This window comes from Kitasatospora sp. MY 5-36 (assembly GCF_001182915.1).
GTDB lineage: Bacteria > Actinomycetota > Actinomycetes > Streptomycetales > Streptomycetaceae > Kitasatospora.
Genome location: NZ_LFVW01000244.1, coordinates 1 through 15897, shown reverse-complemented (window position 1 = coordinate 15897; position 15897 = coordinate 1). Strand labels below are relative to the sequence as shown.

17 protein-coding genes are annotated in these 15897 nt (G+C 73.9%); 9 read left to right on the top strand and 8 right to left on the bottom strand.

Annotated features, from left to right (window positions below; all coding sequences use genetic code 11):
- Window positions 1-285, bottom strand: a 285-nt coding sequence (locus AE652_RS17635; protein WP_049652505.1) for a LysR family transcriptional regulator, incomplete at its 3' end; no start/stop codon positions are given.
- 238 nt (window positions 286-523) lie between these two features.
- On the opposite strand from AE652_RS17635, the gene AE652_RS17630 reads away from it, so the two are divergent.
- The gene (locus tag AE652_RS17630; protein ID WP_049652504.1) at window positions 524-1204 is read left to right on the top strand and encodes a type 1 glutamine amidotransferase domain-containing protein; all 681 of its coding nucleotides are present in this window, start codon (window positions 524-526) and stop codon (window positions 1202-1204) included.
- A 159-nt stretch (window positions 1205-1363) separates the two neighbouring features.
- Here AE652_RS17630 and AE652_RS17625 read toward each other — a convergent pair whose 3' ends face one another.
- Window positions 1364-2905: a carboxylesterase/lipase family protein gene (locus AE652_RS17625; RefSeq protein ID WP_049652502.1), complete on the bottom strand. Its 1542-nt coding sequence runs from the start codon at window positions 2903-2905 to the stop codon at window positions 1364-1366.
- Window positions 2906-3033: 128 nt separating this feature from the next.
- On the opposite strand from AE652_RS17625, the gene AE652_RS17620 reads away from it, so the two are divergent.
- The 7 genes from AE652_RS17620 (at window position 3034) to AE652_RS17590 (ending at window position 9529) form a co-directional block, all read left to right on the top strand.
- Window positions 3034-3672, top strand: coding sequence for a TetR/AcrR family transcriptional regulator (locus AE652_RS17620; RefSeq protein ID WP_049652498.1), 639 nt, complete (start codon window positions 3034-3036; stop codon window positions 3670-3672).
- A gap of 91 nt (window positions 3673-3763) precedes the next feature.
- Window positions 3764-4861 (top strand): TIGR03617 family F420-dependent LLM class oxidoreductase, encoded by a 1098-nt coding sequence (locus AE652_RS17615; RefSeq protein ID WP_107086466.1) that lies wholly within the window; start codon window positions 3764-3766, stop codon window positions 4859-4861.
- Between the two features lie 233 nt (window positions 4862-5094).
- Window positions 5095-5589: a hypothetical protein gene (locus tag AE652_RS47400; protein WP_049652494.1), complete on the top strand. Its 495-nt coding sequence runs from the start codon at window positions 5095-5097 to the stop codon at window positions 5587-5589.
- Window positions 5586-7460 carry a GMC family oxidoreductase gene (locus tag AE652_RS17605; RefSeq protein WP_063780177.1) on the top strand — a complete coding sequence of 625 codons (1875 nt, stop codon included), beginning with the start codon at window positions 5586-5588 and terminating at the stop codon, window positions 7458-7460. Before AE652_RS47400 ends, AE652_RS17605 begins: the two co-directional genes overlap by 4 nt.
- Window positions 7457-8299, top strand: coding sequence for a hypothetical protein (locus AE652_RS17600; RefSeq protein ID WP_049652491.1), 843 nt, complete (start codon window positions 7457-7459; stop codon window positions 8297-8299). Before AE652_RS17605 ends, AE652_RS17600 begins: the two co-directional genes overlap by 4 nt.
- Window positions 8296-8820: a DUF402 domain-containing protein gene (locus AE652_RS17595; RefSeq protein ID WP_049652489.1), complete on the top strand. Its 525-nt coding sequence runs from the start codon at window positions 8296-8298 to the stop codon at window positions 8818-8820. Before AE652_RS17600 ends, AE652_RS17595 begins: the two co-directional genes overlap by 4 nt.
- 241 nt (window positions 8821-9061) lie before the next feature.
- Window positions 9062-9529 carry a hypothetical protein gene (locus AE652_RS17590; protein WP_234348423.1) on the top strand — a complete coding sequence of 156 codons (468 nt, stop codon included), beginning with the start codon at window positions 9062-9064 and terminating at the stop codon, window positions 9527-9529.
- Here AE652_RS17590 and AE652_RS17585 read toward each other — a convergent pair.
- The 6 genes from AE652_RS17585 to AE652_RS17560 all read right to left on the bottom strand — a co-directional run bounded on the left by AE652_RS17585 (window position 9495) and on the right by AE652_RS17560 (window position 15695).
- Window positions 9495-10484 carry a bile acid:sodium symporter family protein gene (locus AE652_RS17585; protein WP_049652487.1) on the bottom strand — a complete coding sequence of 330 codons (990 nt, stop codon included), beginning with the start codon at window positions 10482-10484 and terminating at the stop codon, window positions 9495-9497. The two genes, AE652_RS17590 and AE652_RS17585, sit on opposite strands and share 35 nt — an antisense overlap.
- A 152-nt stretch (window positions 10485-10636) precedes the next feature.
- Window positions 10637-10984 carry a hypothetical protein gene (locus AE652_RS17580; protein ID WP_234348422.1) on the bottom strand — a complete coding sequence of 116 codons (348 nt, stop codon included), beginning with the start codon at window positions 10982-10984 and terminating at the stop codon, window positions 10637-10639.
- Window positions 10981-11868, bottom strand: a complete 888-nt coding sequence (locus AE652_RS17575) for an oxaloacetate decarboxylase (protein WP_049652485.1) — start codon at window positions 11866-11868, stop codon at window positions 10981-10983. The genes AE652_RS17580 and AE652_RS17575 overlap by 4 nt, the downstream gene beginning before the upstream one ends.
- A gap of 271 nt (window positions 11869-12139) precedes the next feature.
- Complete coding sequence (locus AE652_RS17570; RefSeq protein ID WP_159028473.1) at window positions 12140-13015, bottom strand: PhzF family phenazine biosynthesis protein; 876 nt, start codon at window positions 13013-13015, stop codon at window positions 12140-12142.
- Between the two features lie 887 nt (window positions 13016-13902).
- Window positions 13903-14775 (bottom strand): class I SAM-dependent methyltransferase, encoded by an 873-nt coding sequence (locus AE652_RS17565; protein ID WP_053112108.1) that lies wholly within the window; start codon window positions 14773-14775, stop codon window positions 13903-13905.
- Window positions 14776-15140: 365 nt separating this feature from the next.
- A complete protein-coding gene (locus AE652_RS17560) occupies window positions 15141-15695 on the bottom strand; it encodes a PadR family transcriptional regulator (protein ID WP_049652481.1) in 555 nt (184 codons plus the stop codon).
- Between AE652_RS17560 and AE652_RS48235 the strand changes: the two genes are divergently transcribed.
- The coding region (locus AE652_RS48235) for a hypothetical protein (RefSeq protein ID WP_234348424.1) at window positions 15606-15897 on the top strand (292 nt) is incomplete at its 3' end. The two genes, AE652_RS17560 and AE652_RS48235, sit on opposite strands and share 90 nt — an antisense overlap.

The window sequence follows — 15897 nt, the reverse complement described above, 5'->3', positions numbered from 1 at the left end:
GCCGCCGCGCCCGTCGGCGAGGCCCGCGAGCCGGTCCAGGGGCCCGGCCAGGCGGGCGGCGAGGTCGTCGGCGTACGGCAGCGGGCTGACGCCGCGGGCCCGGCGTTCGAACAGCTCCCGGCCGAGCCGCTGCTCCAGTGCCCGGATCTGTGCGGTCACCGTGGACTGGGAGAGGCCCAGCAGGTGCGCGGCCGCGGTGAAGGAGCCCGCCCGGTGCACGGTGAGGAAGGTCCGCAGCTGGTTGAGGTCCAGCGGGCCGGAGCCGGTGGCCGGGCGATCGCTCATGCCCGTGAGCGTACGGGATTCCGATGGCTCGGCGGCGGGCCCGATGGTGGCCCCGATGGTGGGTTCGGCGCTGAGCGCGGCGATTGGCTCGACGGTCCGGGTGAGGTATCGGACTTCCGATGTCTCGCATCGCGTGGCCCATTGGTTCCCGCGGGCCGGGCGCGTCTAGCGTCGACCGCGTGAGCGCCGCGGCGGACCGTCGTGGCGGAGACCGCGGCACCCCCGGAGGCACACCCCCATGGCCGACATCCTGTTCGTCCTGACCGGTTCGAAGGTCTGGACCCTGAACGACGGCACCGAGCACCCGACCGGCTTCTGGGCGGAGGAGGCGGTCGTCCCGTACCGCGCCTTCACCGAGGCCGGCCACCGGGTCGCCGTCGCCACCCCCGGCGGTGTCGTCCCGGTCGCGGACCGGGCCAGCCTGACCGACCCGGCGATGGCCGAGGCACTGGCGGGGATCGCCGAGTTCCGGCAGCCGCTGGTGCTGGCCGAGGTCGACCCGGCCGACTACGACGCCGTGTTCTACCCCGGTGGCCACGGCCCGATGGAGGACCTGGCGGTCGACGCCGACTCCGGCCGGCTGCTCACCCGGGTGCTCGCCTCCGGGCGCCCGCTCGGAGTGGTCTGCCACGGCCCGGCCGCGCTGCTCGCCGCGCGGACCGAGGACGGCGGCTCGCCCTTCGCCGGGTACCGGGTGACCGGCTTCACCAACGCCGAGGAGACCCAGGCCGGCCTGGCGGACCGCGCGCCGTGGCTGCTCCAGGACCGGCTGGTCGGGCTCGGCGTGGACTTCGAGGAGGGCGAGCCCTGGGCGCCGCACGCGGTGGTCGACCGCAACCTGGTGACCGGTCAGAACCCGGCCTCCTCGGCCCTGGTGGCGACCGGGCTGCTGCGGCTGCTGAAGGACACGGGGAAGTAGGGGAAGTAGCGGCGGAACGGCCGGTCCGTGCGGTCGCCCGTGCACGGGAGCTGCCTGAACGGGTGAGGAGCCCACGGCGGGTACGGCGCGGGCGGGTGCCCGCGCCGTACGGCCGTCCTCGGTGCCCGCCCTCGGGCTCCCCGCCCGGCCGGGCCGCCGTCAGTGCAGGTCGTAGGCGGTGAGGGGGTGCCCCGCCCAGATCCGGCGGGCGGCCTGTTCCGGGTAGCGGACGGTCTCCGAGCGGGCGTCCAGGACGCGGGTGAGCTGCTGGTCCGGATCGAAGGCGGGCCACCCCGGGTCGCCGGTGGTGGCGAACCGGACCCAGGCCCGGCGCAGCTCCGCCGACACCCGGACGGCCTCCGGCGGGGGCGGGTCGCCGAGCGACTGCCGCGCCGTCGGGCTGTCCAGGCTGCCGAACGCGAGCGGTACGTCCAGGCCGTGGCAGGCGCCGAGGACGCCGCCGAGGGCGGGGGCGGGCAGGGCGAGCTCGAAGAGGTACGAGGTGCCGCCGGCGGCCGCGTTGGCCTCGGCCAGCCGGAGGGACGGCACCCGGAACAGGGCGTCGGAGCCGACGGCTTCGAGGAGTTCGGAGGGCGTCGCGCCGGGGAGGGCGGACCGGTAGGCGTCCGGGCCGCCCGGCGTCGGCGCGAACGCCTTCAGCATGCGCCGCGCCTCCTCCTCGGTGAAGCCGCCGTGTCGGCCGCTGAGGACGCTGAACAGCCGGAACTCGTCCCGGGTGTGACCGACCAGCAGGTCCACGCCGGCGGTCAGCGCCGACCACGGGGAGCCCGGCAGGACCTCGCCGTCGACCACCGGGACGGTGGCGATGCCGCTCCGTGCCAGTCGGCCCCAGCGTGCGACGTGGTCCGGCAGCGCGGCATTCAGCTCGGTGACCGCCGAGGCCAGGCGCCAGGGGTGCACCTCGGCCAGCGCGGCGGCGGTGGGGACGGTGCCGAGCAGTTTCGCGAGCTCGGCGGTGACCTCGGCGGCCAACGCGGGGGTGCAGTGGTTGCCCGGCACCGAGTGGGCGACGGCCCGCCGGAACAGGCCGCGGGCCGGGTCCATCGCCAGCAGGGCGGCGACCGAGCCGGCGCCCGCGGACTGCCCGGCGACGGTCACCCGGGCCGGGTCCCCGCCGAACCGGGCGATGTTGCGCCGCACCCAGTGCAGGGCGGCGATCTGGTCGAGGAAGGCCCGGTTGGCCGGGGCGCCCTCCAGCAGGGCGAAGCCCTCGGCGCCCACGCGGTAGTTGACGGCCACCACGACCAGCCCGGCGGAGGCCAGGGCGGTCGGGTCGTACAGCGGGTCGCCGGCGGTGCCGGACATGAACCCGCCGCCATGGATCCAGACCAGGACCGGCAGCCCGGCCGCGCCCGGATCGGGCGTGCAGACGTCGAGCGTCAGCCAGTCGGTGTCCTCGGACGACTCGCCGGACCCGGCGGGCATCGGCCCGGACTGGGGGACGACGGGGCCGAAGGCGACGGCCTCGCGGACGCCGTCCCACGGCTCGGGGGCGGCGGGGGCGGCGAAGCGGAGGGCTCCGACGGGCGGCTGGGCGTAGCGGATGCCGCGGAAGACGGCGAGTTCCCGGCCGCCTCGCTGCTCGTGGTGCTGCTCCGAGTGCTGTTCCGGCTCGCGCCGCGGCTCCCAGCGGCCGCGGACGAGTCCTTCGGTGGTGCGGATGACGGGCTGCTCCGACATGTGGACGCTCCTCCCTCGGAAGGCTTCCCACGTTATAGGTCAGCTGTATTATGTCAAGCGTATGGAAAAGATCCCGCAGGGTCCGCGGTTTCCGCGGCCCGCGGGGAGAATCCGAGGAGCCGCCGCCGATGCCCAAGCAGGTCGACCACCGGGAACGCCGCGAGACGATCGCCCGCGCGCTGTGGCGGGTCGTGGAGCGGCGCGGCGCCACGCACCTGACGATGCGCGAGGTCGCCCAGGAGGCGGGCATCTCGCTCGGGCAGCTCCAGCACTACTTCGGCTCCCGGGCGCAGATGCTCACCTTCGCGATGGACTTCGCCGGCGAGCAGAGCGGGCTGCGGGTCGGCCGGGCACTGGCGGAGCTCGGCGAACGGCCGCACCCGCGCGACGTGCTGCGGGCGATGCTGGTCGAGCTGCTGCCCCTGCACGCCGACGCGCGGGCGACCAGCCGGATGAGCGCCGCCTACGTGCTGGAGGCGCTGCACGACGAGGAGGTCCACGCGCGGGCGCGCGGCGGACTGCTCCAGGGGCGGGCGATGGTCGAGCGGATCGTCCGGCAGGCGATCGCCGACAGGCAGCTCGCGGCCGACCGCGACCCGGTGGTGGAGACGGACCTGCTGCTCGCGCTCACCGGGTTCACCACGCTGCTGGAGCTGGACGTGGTCGAGCCCGCCGCCGTGCTCACGGCCGTCGACCGGCACCTGGACCGGCTGTTCGCGGCGCCGGGTGGTGCGGGCGGTGCGGGCGGTGCCGTCGGCGGTCGGTGAGGGGGCGGCGGTCGGTCCGGGGCCCGGGGCCCGGGGCGAGGCGTGGCAGGCTACCCGGGTAGCACCGCCGCCCGCGACCAGGAGCACCGCCATGGACCGACCCGCCGCCCTCCGACCCGCCGCCCTCCGACCCGCCGCCCTGCGCCTCGACGCCACCGCCTCCGGACACCCGGCGGGCATCCTGGACGCCGCCGAGCGGGCCGAACGCCGGGGCATGGACCGGCTGGTGGTCGCCGAGACCGCGTACGACCCGTTCCTCCAGCTCGCCCGGGCGGCCGACCGCACCGAGTCGATCGAGCTGGCCACCGGCATCGCGGTGGCCTTCGCGCGGACCCCGATGACGCTCGCCTACCAGGCCTGGGGGCTGCACGCGGCCTCCGGCGGACGGGCCGTCATCGGGCTGGGCTCGCAGGTCAAGCCGCACATCGAGAAGCGCTTCGGGATGCCCTGGGACCGCCCGGCCGCCCGGATGCGCGAGTACGTGCACGCGGTGCGGGCGATCTGGCACAGCTGGCAGACCGGCGAACGGCTGCGCTTCCGGGGCGAGTTCTACACCCACACGGTGATGACGCCGGTGTTCTCGCCGGACCCGGTCCCGTCCGGGGTGCCGCGCATCCTGCTGGCGGGCGTCGGGCCGCTGATGACCCGGACCGCCGGGGCGGTGGCCGACGGCTTCCTGAGCCACCCGTTCTCCTCCACCGCCTACCTGGCCGAGCAGGTGCTGCCGGGCCTGACCGAGGAACGGGCCCGGGCCGAGGCGGAGGGCACCGCGTGGACGGAGCGGCCGTTCGAGATCGTCGGCAACGTGCTCACCGCCACCGGCCGCACCGAGGAGGAGCTGGCGGCCAACCGGGCCGCCACCCGCGAGCGGTTGGCGTTCTACGCCTCCACGCCGGCCTACCGCCCGGTGCTGGCGCAGCACGGCTGGGAGGGGCTCCAGGAGGAGCTGCACACCCACTCGGTGCGCGGGCGCTGGGCGGAGATGGCCGCGCTGATCGACGACGAGGTGTTCGACGCCTTCGCGGTCTGCGGTCCGGTCGAGGAGGTCGCGGGGGAGATCCACCGCCGCTACGCGGGGCTGGTCACCCGGCTGTCCGTCAGCCTCCCCGAGGACGCCGACCCGGAGCTGGGCCTGGACGTCCTGGCGGCGGTGCGGGCGCTGGGCCGACCGGAAGCGGACGCCGGATGATCGGGATGGACGGCCGACCGGGCACAGGGTGATGAAGTCCGGGCAGATTCGTGCAACGCGTTTCCGGTGGTGAGGGCGGGCGGCAGGATCGCGGTGGCAGGCAGGGCCGTCCCCGCGAGGACCGGCGGCCCCGGACCTGCCGCGTTGTGCGGGGCCTGTCGTGCCGTACGGACCGTTGCGCCGTACGGCCTGTCATGCCTCGGCCACCCGTTGCCGATCGTGGGGGTGCACGCGTGTCCGTGTCCGACAACCGTCCGGCCGACTACGACCTGGCGGAGCGCTGGGACCCCGGAGCGAAGGCGTACGTCGACGCCCTGGCCGACCCGGACGAGTTCCTCCGCGTCTGCGCCGAGCTGACCGGCTTCGACGTGCCCGAACTGCGCTCCACCGGCATGGCGGACGAGCACCACCGCACCACGCTGGCCCACCGGGTCCGCGACGAGCACGCCCTGGTCCACCTCTGGTACGTCGGCGCCTGGCCCGGCGAGGCGCCCTCCTCCGCCCGTGCCCACGACCAGGGGCTGGTCTGGCGGACCTTCCACGCCGTCCCGCCCGGCGCCGCCGCCCCCGGGCACGGCAGCTGGGCCGGCGCGCCCCGGGGCGCCGAGGTTCCGGGCCCCGAGGCCCGGGGAGGGGCGGAGATCCTGGGCGGGGCCGGGACGTCGGGAGGCACCGCATCGCGGGGCACCGGGGCAGTGGCACCGGAGAACGGCGGTGAGGGCCGGTGACCGCCCGTTGGGACGCCGTCGTGGTCGGCGCGGGCTTCGCCGGGACACTGGTCGCCCACCGCCTGGGCGCACAGGGCTGGCGGGTCCTCGTCCTGGAGGCCGGCCGGGCCGCGCCCACCGGCGCCGAGGCCGCCACCGCCCACCGCGCGGCCGGCGGCGGACCGCCCACCTCGCCCTACTCGCACAGCCCCGAGGCGCCGTCACCCGACGTCACCGACCTCACCGGGAACCCGGACGGCGGCTTCACCGCCACCGGCCACCTCCGCCAGTACGGGCCGCTGCCCTACGCCAGCGGCTACCTGCGCGCCAACGGCGGCACCGGGCTGCTCTGGACCGGACTCACCCCGCGCATGCACCCCGAGGACTTCCGCACCGGCGACCTCGGCCACGGCCGCAACTGGCCGATCGGCTACCACGACCTGGAACCCCACTACCGCGAGGCCGAACGGGAACTCGGCGTCGCCGCCGACGCCGAGGAGCAGCGCCGTGCCGTCGGGCTGCCCATCCCCGACGGCTACGACTTCCCGATGCGGGCCATCCCGGCCAGCTACCTCGACCGGCAGCTGGCCCGGGCCCTCGACGGCCGGACCGTCCGCGACCCCGCCGTGCCCGGCCCCGCCCGGCTCGCCGTCACCGCCACCCCGCACGCCCGCAACGGTGTGCCGACCAGGCCCGGCTCCGCCGACGGGCCGCTCTGCGCGGGCAGTTCCAGCTGTGTCCCGGCCTGCCCGAGCGGGGCCAAGTACACCCCGATGCGTACCCAGGCCCGCTGGGCGGCCGGGGTCGAACTGCGCACGGAGGCCGTCGTCAGCCGGGTGCTGGCCGACCCGGAGACCGGGCGGGCCCGGGAAGTCGAGTACCTCGCGGGCGGCACGACCCACCGGGTGACGGCGGACCTGGTCGTCCTCGCCGCGCACGCGATCGAGAACGCCCGGCTGCTGCTCCTCTCCGGTCTGGCCGACCGCAGCGACCAGGTCGGCCGGAACCTGATGGACCACCCGGCCCTGCTCACCTGGGGGCTGATGCCCCGACCGGTCGGCCCCTACCGGGGGCCCGGCTCCACCAGCGGCCTGGAGGCGTTCCGCTTCGGGCCCGGGCGGGACCGCCGGGCACCGTTCCGGATCGAGATCGGCAACTGGGGCTGGTCCTGGGCGGGCGGCGCGCCGGAGGCCGAGGCGGCGTCGCTGCTCGCGGCGGGCCTCCGGGGCAAGGAGCTCCGGGAGCGGCTCGGCGACCGGCTGGGCCGTCAGTTCTCGCTCCAGTTCGAGCTGGAGCAGCCCGCCGACCCGGCCAACCGGGTCACCCTCGACCGGGACCGGCGCGACCCGCTCGGCCTGCCGAGCCCGGCCATCCGCTACGACGTCTCCGAGTACGTCCGCGAGGGCATGGCCTCGGCCCGGGCCGTCTCCGACCAGCTGTTCGCGCTGCTCGGCGCCGAGGACCACACCGCCTACCCGGCGGCCGGATGGCCGGGACGGCTCGAACACCGGGGAACCGTCCACGGCTACCGGGGCGCCGGCCACGCCGGTGGTACCCACATCATGGGCGACTCGCCCGCGAACTCGGTGGTCGACCACTGGCAGCGGTGCTGGGAGCACCCCAACCTGTACGCCGTCGGCTGCGGGTCGATGCCCTCCCTCGGCACCTCCAACCCCTCGCTCACCATGGCCGCCCTCGCGCTGCGCAGCGCCGAGCGGATGCACCGCGACCTGCTGGAGCTGCACCGCCCGGCGGCGGTGGCGCCCCCGGCCGCCAGCCGTGTCCCCGTAGCGCCCGTGTTCTCACCCGCGTTGACCCCGTCGTCGTCCCCCTTGCCGTTCTCCTCGCCGTCCTCGTCCCCCTCGTCCCCCTCGCCCTCGGAGCCCTCATGACCGGCCTGCCGCTGCCGCCCGTACCGGAGCCGTACCACCTGCCCTTCCACTACGGTGCGTTGCACAACGTCGGTGTCGACTACCTGGTCGACCGTGCGCGGGCGAGTGAACTGCTCGCCAAGCGCCACCCCGGGCTGAGCGTCGCCGCCTTCGACGGCGGGGCCTGCGTCTCGCTCAACTTCCAGCTCTACTTCGCCCAGTATCCGAACGGCGGCGGCATCACCCAGGAGCTGGAGATCAACCTGATCGCCCACCCGGTCTTCGCCGAGGAGCGGATGCCGGTGGTCAACTACGGCCAGTACGCCCGGGGTTACGACCAGACCAAGCTGCTCGGCATCGCGCGGCTGCACGTGCTCTGCGACAACCCGCTCGCCATCGACGCCGGGCGCCGGCTGTACGCCGAGCCCAAGCACCCGGGCTGGTTCGAGACCACCCTGCCCTCCCTCAACGCGCCCGACGTGCGCGAACGCTGGTCGGTCTCCTGCCGCCGGGCCGCCCTCGGGCCGGACGGGCTGAGCCGCCACGACGAGGAACTCCTCGCCCTGGACGTGAACCTGGTGGGCCTCACCCCCGAGTCCGTCAACAACACCCCGATCACCGGCTACGGCACCGACGACGAGGGCAAGCTGCTGGCCGGACCGCTCAACGTCTACCAGCCCTACCGCTACTACGCCCTGGACGACCGCACCGCCGACCGCGTCCGGCTCGACCTCGGCAACCCCGCCGAGGAGTCCGCCCGCGACCTCGCCCACCTGATCGCCGACGCCCCGGCCGCCGGGGTCTGGACCTACCAGTCCCCGCCGGTCGCCGCCCACAACCGCGCCTACTACGTCCGGTGACGGCCCCGGGCTCGGCTCCCGTCTTCGCCCCGGGCGGCATCGCCGTACGGCGGGACGTCGCCCACGGCCGGGTCTGGTCGGCCATGCCCTACACCGTGCTCGCGGACAACGGCGACGTCCTGACCCTCACCGCCCGCCCGGGGACGGAGAGCCTGGCCCCGGCCAGCTGGACCGTCGCAGCGCACGCCGGAGACGACGCCCTGCGCCTGGACTGCGTCCACGACCTCGCCTCCGGCCGCTGGGAACTCGACTACTGGACCTGGCGCGACACCGTGGTGCTCAGCCGCTTCACCGCCGGAGTGCCGTTCAGCGTGCACCGTTTCCTGACACCCGACGGCCGGCCGCTGCGCTGGTACGTCAACTTCGAGCGCCCGTACCGCCGGACGGCCATCGGCATCGACACCCTCGACCTCTTCCTGGACCTCATGATCACCCCCGATCTGTCGTCGTACAGCTGGAAGGACGAGGACGAGTACGCCCAGGCCCGGCGCCTCGGCGTCGTTGACGAGGCCACCCACTGACAGCTGGACCGGGCCCGGGAGCTCGCCCTCGCCCAGCTCCGGGACCGCACCGGCCCGTTCGCCCCCGACCCGGACGCCTGGACGCTCCCGCCGGAGGGACCGCTGCCCACCCTCCCGGCCACCGCCCTCAGCACCCCCGCCGGGAAGTGGGATGAGGGCGGATCAGTGGACTGTTAGGGTCGCGCCCCTGCACGAAGGACGGCGAGGGGCAGATGTGACGGCCGAGGCGGACACGATGGGCATGACGGACACGACGGACACGACGGACGACATGGAGGCGCTCAAGCACCTGCATGACGGCGGCGACTACCGGCGGCTCGCCGAACGGACCTCGAATCCCGACGTCCTGCGCCGGCTGGCGATCGGCGAGTACCCGTTCGTCTGGCACGCGATCGCCGACAACCCGGCCGCCCCCACCGACCTGCTGGCGGCCTTGGCCGGGCGCCGGCAGCAGGTGTGGAACGACAATCGCCTCCTTCGCTTGCTCGCGGCCCACCCCGCCCTCACGGGCGAGGCGTTGGACGGCCTGGTCGATCTCGTCGGGGACCGCCTGCGGGAGGGCGACCGCCCGTACGCGGCCGTCCTGGAGCTGGCCCGACGACCGGAGCTGTCGGCCGAGCGGCTGCGCCCGCTCGGCCGACAGCCCGGGGCCTCGGCCAGGCTGCGCCGGGGGATCACCCGGGCGCTGGCGGAGCGCCCGGACCGGTGAGCGCGGGCGGGACCGAGCCGGGCGCCGCGCCGCCCGCCGCCGCCCGCGACCAGCGACCGGCGAGGACGGTGCCGACGATCAGCTGGAGCTGGTGGTAGAGCATCAGCGGCAGCACCATCAGCCCGGCTTGCGCTCCGAACAGGACGGTCGCCATCGGCAGGCCGTTGGCCAGGCTCTTCTGCGAACCGCAGAGCACCGCCGCCACGGTGGCCGACCGATCGAGCCCCAGCAGCCGGGCACCGAGCCCGGTGGCCGCCAGGGCGGCGGCGAGCAGGGCGAGCAGCACCGCGAGCAGCCCGAGCAGTGCCAGCGGGGTGGCCAGGCCCCAGATGCCCTGGGACACCGCCGCGCTGAACGCCGTGTAGACGACCAGCAGGATCGAGCCGCGATCCACCGGCTTGAGCACCCGTTTGTGCCGGGACAGCGGACCGCCGAGCCACGGCCGCAGCACCTGCCCGAGCAGGAAGGGCGCGAGCAGCTGCAGCCCGATCCGCAGCAGCCCGTCGGCGGACAGCTCGGTGTGCGAACCCAGCAGCCAGGCCGCCAGCAGCGGTGTCAGCACCAGGCCCGCCAGGCTGGAGTAGGTGCCGGCACAGATCGCCGCCGGGACGTTGCCCCCGGCGGCGCCGGTGAGCGCCACCGAGGACTGCACCGTTGAGGGCACCAGGCAGAGGAACAGCACCCCGGTCTGCAACGGCCCGGTGAGCGGGACGGGCGTGAGCAGCGCGGTGGCCACGCCGAGCAGCGGGAAGAGGACGAAGGTGGTGGCCACCACCAGCCCGTGCAGCCGCAGGTGGCGCAGCCCGGCCAGCGTCTCGCGGGTGGAGAGCCGGGCGCCGTAGAGGAAGAACAGCAGCGCCACCGCGAGGTCGCAGGCCACCCCGGCGACCCGTGCCGAGGCGCCGGAGGCCGGGAACAGCGCGGCCAGCCCGACCGTCCCGGCCAGCGCCGCCATGTACGGGTCCAGCCAGCGCGGCAGCAGTCTTCGGGAGCGGGGCCCGGAGCCGCGTTGCGTCCGCGCCCGTACCTCCAGCGCCTTTGCCCCGCGGGGCCGCTCCCCGCGCGCCCGGAGCCCTGGTGGCTGCTCCGGGCGCGCCAGGCCGTCGGTCACGGGCCGCCTCCCGTCACCGGGCGGAGGGCGGGCCCGGAGGAGGAACCCGGGCCGAGCAGGCCGCCCACCAGCGAGCCGGCGCCGTCGTGGTCGCTGCCCGCGGAGCCGCTGCCGTTCTGGAGGTTGGCCGTCCGGTCGATCTCCAGCCAGGAGTCGGCGTTCGAGTTGTCCACGACCGTGATCAGCCCGCCACCGGCGGCCGCGGGCGCCGCGGCCCCCGCGAGCAGGGCGCAGGCCCCGGCCAGCCCCAGGGCGGTGGCCCGCAGGGCGGCGGCCGCCGAGGGCTGGGCCGACGAGGGCAGGGCGGGCGAGGGCCGGGCCGGCCTGAGCTGCCCGGCCCTCATGCCGTCACCGCCATCAGCCCCCTGGGGCGCGCGATGTTCCGCTCCAGCAGCTCGGTGGACTCCCGCACGCCGACCTGCTCACGCCCCCCGGACGGGGTGGGCAGCCGCCCGTCGGCGCTCTTCAGCTCGGACAGGGCCTCGTCCATCGCCCGGTGCGCGGCGAACAAGCACGGGGTGCTGTAGATGGCCACGTCCACCCCCAGGGCCGACAGCTCCGAGAGCGACAGCCGGGGCGACTTGCCGCCCGCGATCTGGTTGAACAGCAGCGGCTTGTCGCCGACCACCCGGCGGATCCGGCGGATCCACTCCTCGCTGCGCACGCCGTCCACGAGCACCACGTCGGCGTCGGTGGCGGCGAGCGCCCGGGCCCGGCGCAGGATGTCGGCCTCCTCGGTGGCGTCGGTGCGCGCGACCACCACCAAGTCCGTCCGGTTGGCGAGGACGAGCTCCAGCTTCTCCAGGTACTCCTCCAGCGGGAGCACCAGCTTGCCGTCCGCGTGCCCGCAGCGGCGCGGCCGCTTCTGGTCCTCCAGGATCACGCCCGACGCGCCGATCCGTTCGAGCTTGCGCACGACGTGGCAGGCCACCTCCGGATCGACGTAGCCGTCGTCGATGTCGACCAGCAGGTGGTGCCGAGGGAAGGCCCCGCGCAGCCGTTCGACGAAGCCCACCATGTCGGGCCAGGCGATGAAACCGATGTCCGGCAGCCCGTAGTAGGAGGCCGCGAAGCCGAAGCCGGAGACGAACATGCCGTCGTAGTGCTCGGCCGCGATGGAGGCCGAGTACATGTCGTAGACGCCGATCAGCGGCGTCGCCCCCGGGCCCGCGATCTCCGCGCGCAGCCGCTGCCCGGGGCTGTCCGTTGCCGTGTTTCCGTGGAACAAGGTCTTCTCCTCACTGGGGATGACTTTGCCTGAACTTGGTGCTTACCAGACCGAACTGAGGTGTCATCACTATGCGCTCTTTAAGGTTCCGTGGGCAAATCTTTAAGTGAGATTCACTCGCGAGAGTGAAGAAATGTCGAAGATATGAAAGATGCAAATATGCATATCCACTAAACGCTGTGACGCTCCAGCAGGGTGGTCGGGGTCGGCGCCCCGGAGGCAGGGCTGTCGGAGTCGACTGCCGTCACGTGAATCGCCGGGCGAGCGGTTCTCAGGCCCGGTCGACCATTTTGCCCGTCATGAGCTGCCCTTTCAGCAAGGTGCGTACCCCGCCGCCGACGCTTGCGAATATGCCTCCATCGGCATTCCTGCGGACTTCCACCCGCAATCTGGAGAAGCCGAGTTCGGTGGTGCCCTGGACGATGTCGAACTCCAGGGGCTTGTCGATCGGCCCCGTGTGCGCCAGCCATCCGGCCATTGCCAGTGCGGCCGAGCCTGTGGCGGGGTCTTCCGCGCAAACCGGCTCGGGAACGAAGACCCGAGCGCGGACTTCGGGCATTTGCGGAACGAACACTGCCACCCCGAAGACGCCGGCCAGTCCGGGCACCCTCTCGGCGAGTGCCGCGACCCTGTGCGGCAGGGCCTCGGCCGACTCCAGATCGGCGGCGCTCACCGGGAGGCAGGCGAACCCGAGCCCGGCCGATGCCAATCTCACGGGCCCTGCTGCCGCGTCCGGAGCGAGCCCAACCGCTTCGCATACGAGATCCGGAACGACGGGCGGACCCACCTGGCAGGCCCGTTCCTCCAGTACCGCACCTTCCCCTGTCGGCCCCACCTGCGCGTGAACGATTCCGCCCCGAGTGCGCAGCGCCACCCGGCCGGGCTGGGCCAGGCCCTGCCGCACCGCCACTGCGGCTGCTCCCACGAGGGGATGACCTGCGAAGTCCAGCTCGACGTAGGGGGTGAAGATCCGCACCTCCACCTCTCCTTCGTCATCCCGGCGCAGGAAGACGGTTTCGGGCATGGCCAGGCGGGCCGCCAGGCGTTGCATCAGCGCATCGTCACATGAGGCAGCGCACGTGACCACTCCGAGTGGCCCTCCGGTCAGCGGCTCATTCCCGAACACTTCGACCAGTTCGAATTTCATGCACCCGTCATCGCCGGAGAAGGCCGAGTTGTCGCTCGCGAGTGTGGGGAGCGCAGGGGCGCCGGCGGAGTGGGTCGTCATCGCGGTTCTCTCTTCGAGTGGCTCTGCTGTCATCGGCCGGGCTCTCGTCCGTGGCTGCCGGGGTCGACATTGAGCATGGTGATCATCGGGCCGGCGGGGTCGGTCCGTGGAGGACGGCCGAGGCGAGTGCCGAGTCCAGGGTGCCCAGGTCTGCACGCGCGGATCCGTGCTTGCGTCAGGGCTCCTCATGGATTGGACGTTATATCCAGCCTGGACTAAGTGTCCACCGGGGTTGCCTTCTCGCGAACGGTCCAGTGCGAGAGCAAGATCGATCACGGGGTGCCGGACCCCTGTCGGCAAGCCCCTCCGAAGTGCGCCGCCCGACCCGGACCCGCCGAGCGCGGACGTCCGCACCGCCCACTCCGCGCGTCCACCCTCGAAGGGCACACCGCGGCCCGCAAGGGCAAGGACAGCGGCCGACCGCCCGTCATCACCGACGACACGGTGCACACCGTCCTGCGGCGCCGCGCGGGCGGCGGTCGGTCGAACAGATCCAGCCCGCCCTGATCATCCCCGCCGGCAAGCGGAAGGGGCGGAACCCCTCCGTCGCGAGCATCTACCGGGCGCCGGCCGAGCACGCCAAGCGCGAGGTGTGCCCCGAAGCCGTCGAACAGGCCCACATCGACGTCGCCGTCCTCCAGGTCGGCCAAGTCCCGGTGCCCGCCTCGCTGTCCCGGGCCGAGTGCCACTCTGACCGCAGAGCACTGTCTCTCGCTTCGCCGTGGCTTCGGGGGAGCAGGGCCGTGTACGGGGCGAAGCCGGCGCCGGGGCCCGGCCGGTGAGGTGCGGGCCCCGGTGTGCGAGGGTCAGGCGTGCGGGAGCGGGGGTGCGGCGCGGCGTTCGCGCAGTGTCCGGAGCATTCGGCGGGTGGCCTTGGTCGCGACCGGGGGCAGGAGCTCCAGGGCGAGCCGCCGTGAGGTGGAGCGCTGGATCGGGCCCTTGACCTGGTAGTTGAGGCGCATCACCCGGGCGCCGGCGATGGTGTCCTCGTCGACGGTGTACCCCTCGGCCGGCCAGTCGCGCTTCCGCAGGACGGCCTGGGCGGCCGCCGCGTCGCCCCAGGTGCCGTAGAACTTCATCGGGGTGAGCAGGACCGGCCGCAGTCCGCCGGTGAAGACCGCCTCCCAGACCGCGGCGGAGACGCCCGGGGTGTGCTCGGAGCGGTAGTCGTCCAGGGCGACCACGCCGTTCTCGCCGAGCGCGGCCCGGGCCACCGCGATGTCCCCGGCGACGTGCTCGTAGAGGTGGGAGGCGTCGACGTGGACGAAGCGGCAGCTGTCCGCCCGGACGCGGCCGTCGGCCAGCACCGAGGTCGGGGCCTGCACTATCTCGGGCAGCTCGCCGTGGAAGGCGAGGTAGTTGGCCTCGAAGGCGCTGCGGGTGAGGGTCTTGCGGTAGGACATGTTCATCTCGGCGGCGTTGTCGGCGTCGCCCGCCTCGGAGTCGAACAAGTCGCAGACCGTCAGCCGCTCACCCGGCTGCAGGTGGTCGCCGAGCAGGACGGCGCTGCGGCCGAGGTAGCTGCCGAGCTCCAGGATGTCGCCGGTGACGCCGGCCGCGGTCTGGGCGGACAGCAGGTGGCTGAAGGCGGCCCGGTCGAGGCTGAAGAACCAGCCGGGAATGTCGTCCCGCTTCAGCGGCGCGGAGTGGACTGCGGCCTCGACCGCGGTCTCGGACATGGGCACGGCGGCCTCCAGGGGGACGGCGGGGCGCGGTGGCGGGTCACGCCCGCGGAGGGGGACGCCGAGGACGTGAGGCGGATCATCATAGCGACGCCGGGGCGGGGGAGAGCCAGATGCGGAACGGCCTAAATCCGGCTCTTCGCTCTGCCGTTCGGCAGGGGTTCACGCCTTCGTTTTCGCTCCCGAATCGCCTGGTCGGCCTGGGCCCTCTCTTTCGGATCATGCCGGGCGCACGACGCCGGAGCACGCACCTCGCCGCGTTGTCGTCGGTCGCCGATGCTCCGCATGGACTCCCTCCTCCGCCTTGCGATGCACGCACTCCGACGCCGCACGCTGATCCGACGTGATCCGAAAGAGAGGACCTAGCCTTCCGAGAGCTCCGCCCCACCCGGCCGTTCCAGCTCCGCGACGGTCTCGGACAGCCAGGCCCGCTCGGCCGCCGTGGAGGCCCGGGCGACGAGCAGCATCCCGCGCCGGAAGGGGTTCGGCTCGCGCTCGGCGGTCACCGGCTGCCCCGTCCCGTCGTAGAAGAAGCTGCTCGGGGCGTCCAGGAAGGCCAGTCGGCGGCGGAGCACGGCGGCCTGCCGGGTCGGGTCGGCGAGATGGTGCAGGAACGTGGTGACGGTGAAGAAGCGGATCTGGTCGGTGATCTCGGCCTGCTCCGGGTCGGCCAGGCGGCGCAGCAGTTCGGCCCGCCCCCGCGCCGTCAGCTCCAGCGTCTGCCGCGGTGCGGCGCCGCTGCCCGGTTCGGTGCGGCGGTGCAGCAGTCCGGCCTTCTCCAGCCGGGCGATGGCGGGGTAGAGCGCGCCGTCGCTCACCGGTCGGACATGACCGGTCAGTCCGGTGATCCGGGACTTGAGCTCATAGCCGTGAAGCGGCTGGTCATACAGGAAACCGAGGATCGCGAGCGTCAACACGGCTGGAGCCCTTCGGTCGGAGTGCGCCCTGTGGAGTCGTCATGTTACCTCTTGTCGATGTGCCTCGAAACGATGTATCTCTATTCGAGGCAGGTCGAGAGGGCCGCAGCCGAGCGAGGAGAGCCGAGGCGGGCCGGGGCCCGCCCGGTCACGTACGAGCACCACAGGGGAAGGGAGATTCCCAATGATGTTGTCAAGCCAG

Excerpts from the sequence above, each read along its gene's own strand:
- AE652_RS17565 (WP_053112108.1), bottom strand. The coding sequence starts at position 14,775 with ATGTCCGAGACCGCGGTCGAGGCCGCAGTCCACTCCGCGCCGCTGAAG.
- AE652_RS17620 (WP_049652498.1), top strand. The coding sequence starts at position 3,034 with ATGCCCAAGCAGGTCGACCACCGGGAACGCCGCGAGACGATCGCCCGC.
- AE652_RS17570 (WP_159028473.1), bottom strand. The coding sequence starts at position 13,015 with ATGAAATTCGAACTGGTCGAAGTGTTCGGGAATGAGCCGCTGACCGGA.
- AE652_RS17615 (WP_107086466.1), top strand. The coding sequence starts at position 3,764 with ATGGACCGACCCGCCGCCCTCCGACCCGCCGCCCTCCGACCCGCCGCC.
- AE652_RS17585 (WP_049652487.1), bottom strand. The coding sequence starts at position 10,484 with ATGGCGGCGCTGGCCGGGACGGTCGGGCTGGCCGCGCTGTTCCCGGCC.
- AE652_RS17630 (WP_049652504.1), top strand. The coding sequence starts at position 524 with ATGGCCGACATCCTGTTCGTCCTGACCGGTTCGAAGGTCTGGACCCTG.
- AE652_RS17625 (WP_049652502.1), bottom strand. The coding sequence starts at position 2,905 with ATGTCGGAGCAGCCCGTCATCCGCACCACCGAAGGACTCGTCCGCGGC.
- AE652_RS17600 (WP_049652491.1), top strand. The coding sequence starts at position 7,457 with ATGACCGGCCTGCCGCTGCCGCCCGTACCGGAGCCGTACCACCTGCCC.
- AE652_RS17590 (WP_234348423.1), top strand. The coding sequence starts at position 9,062 with ATGACGGACACGACGGACACGACGGACGACATGGAGGCGCTCAAGCAC.
- AE652_RS17580 (WP_234348422.1), bottom strand. The coding sequence starts at position 10,984 with ATGAGGGCCGGGCAGCTCAGGCCGGCCCGGCCCTCGCCCGCCCTGCCC.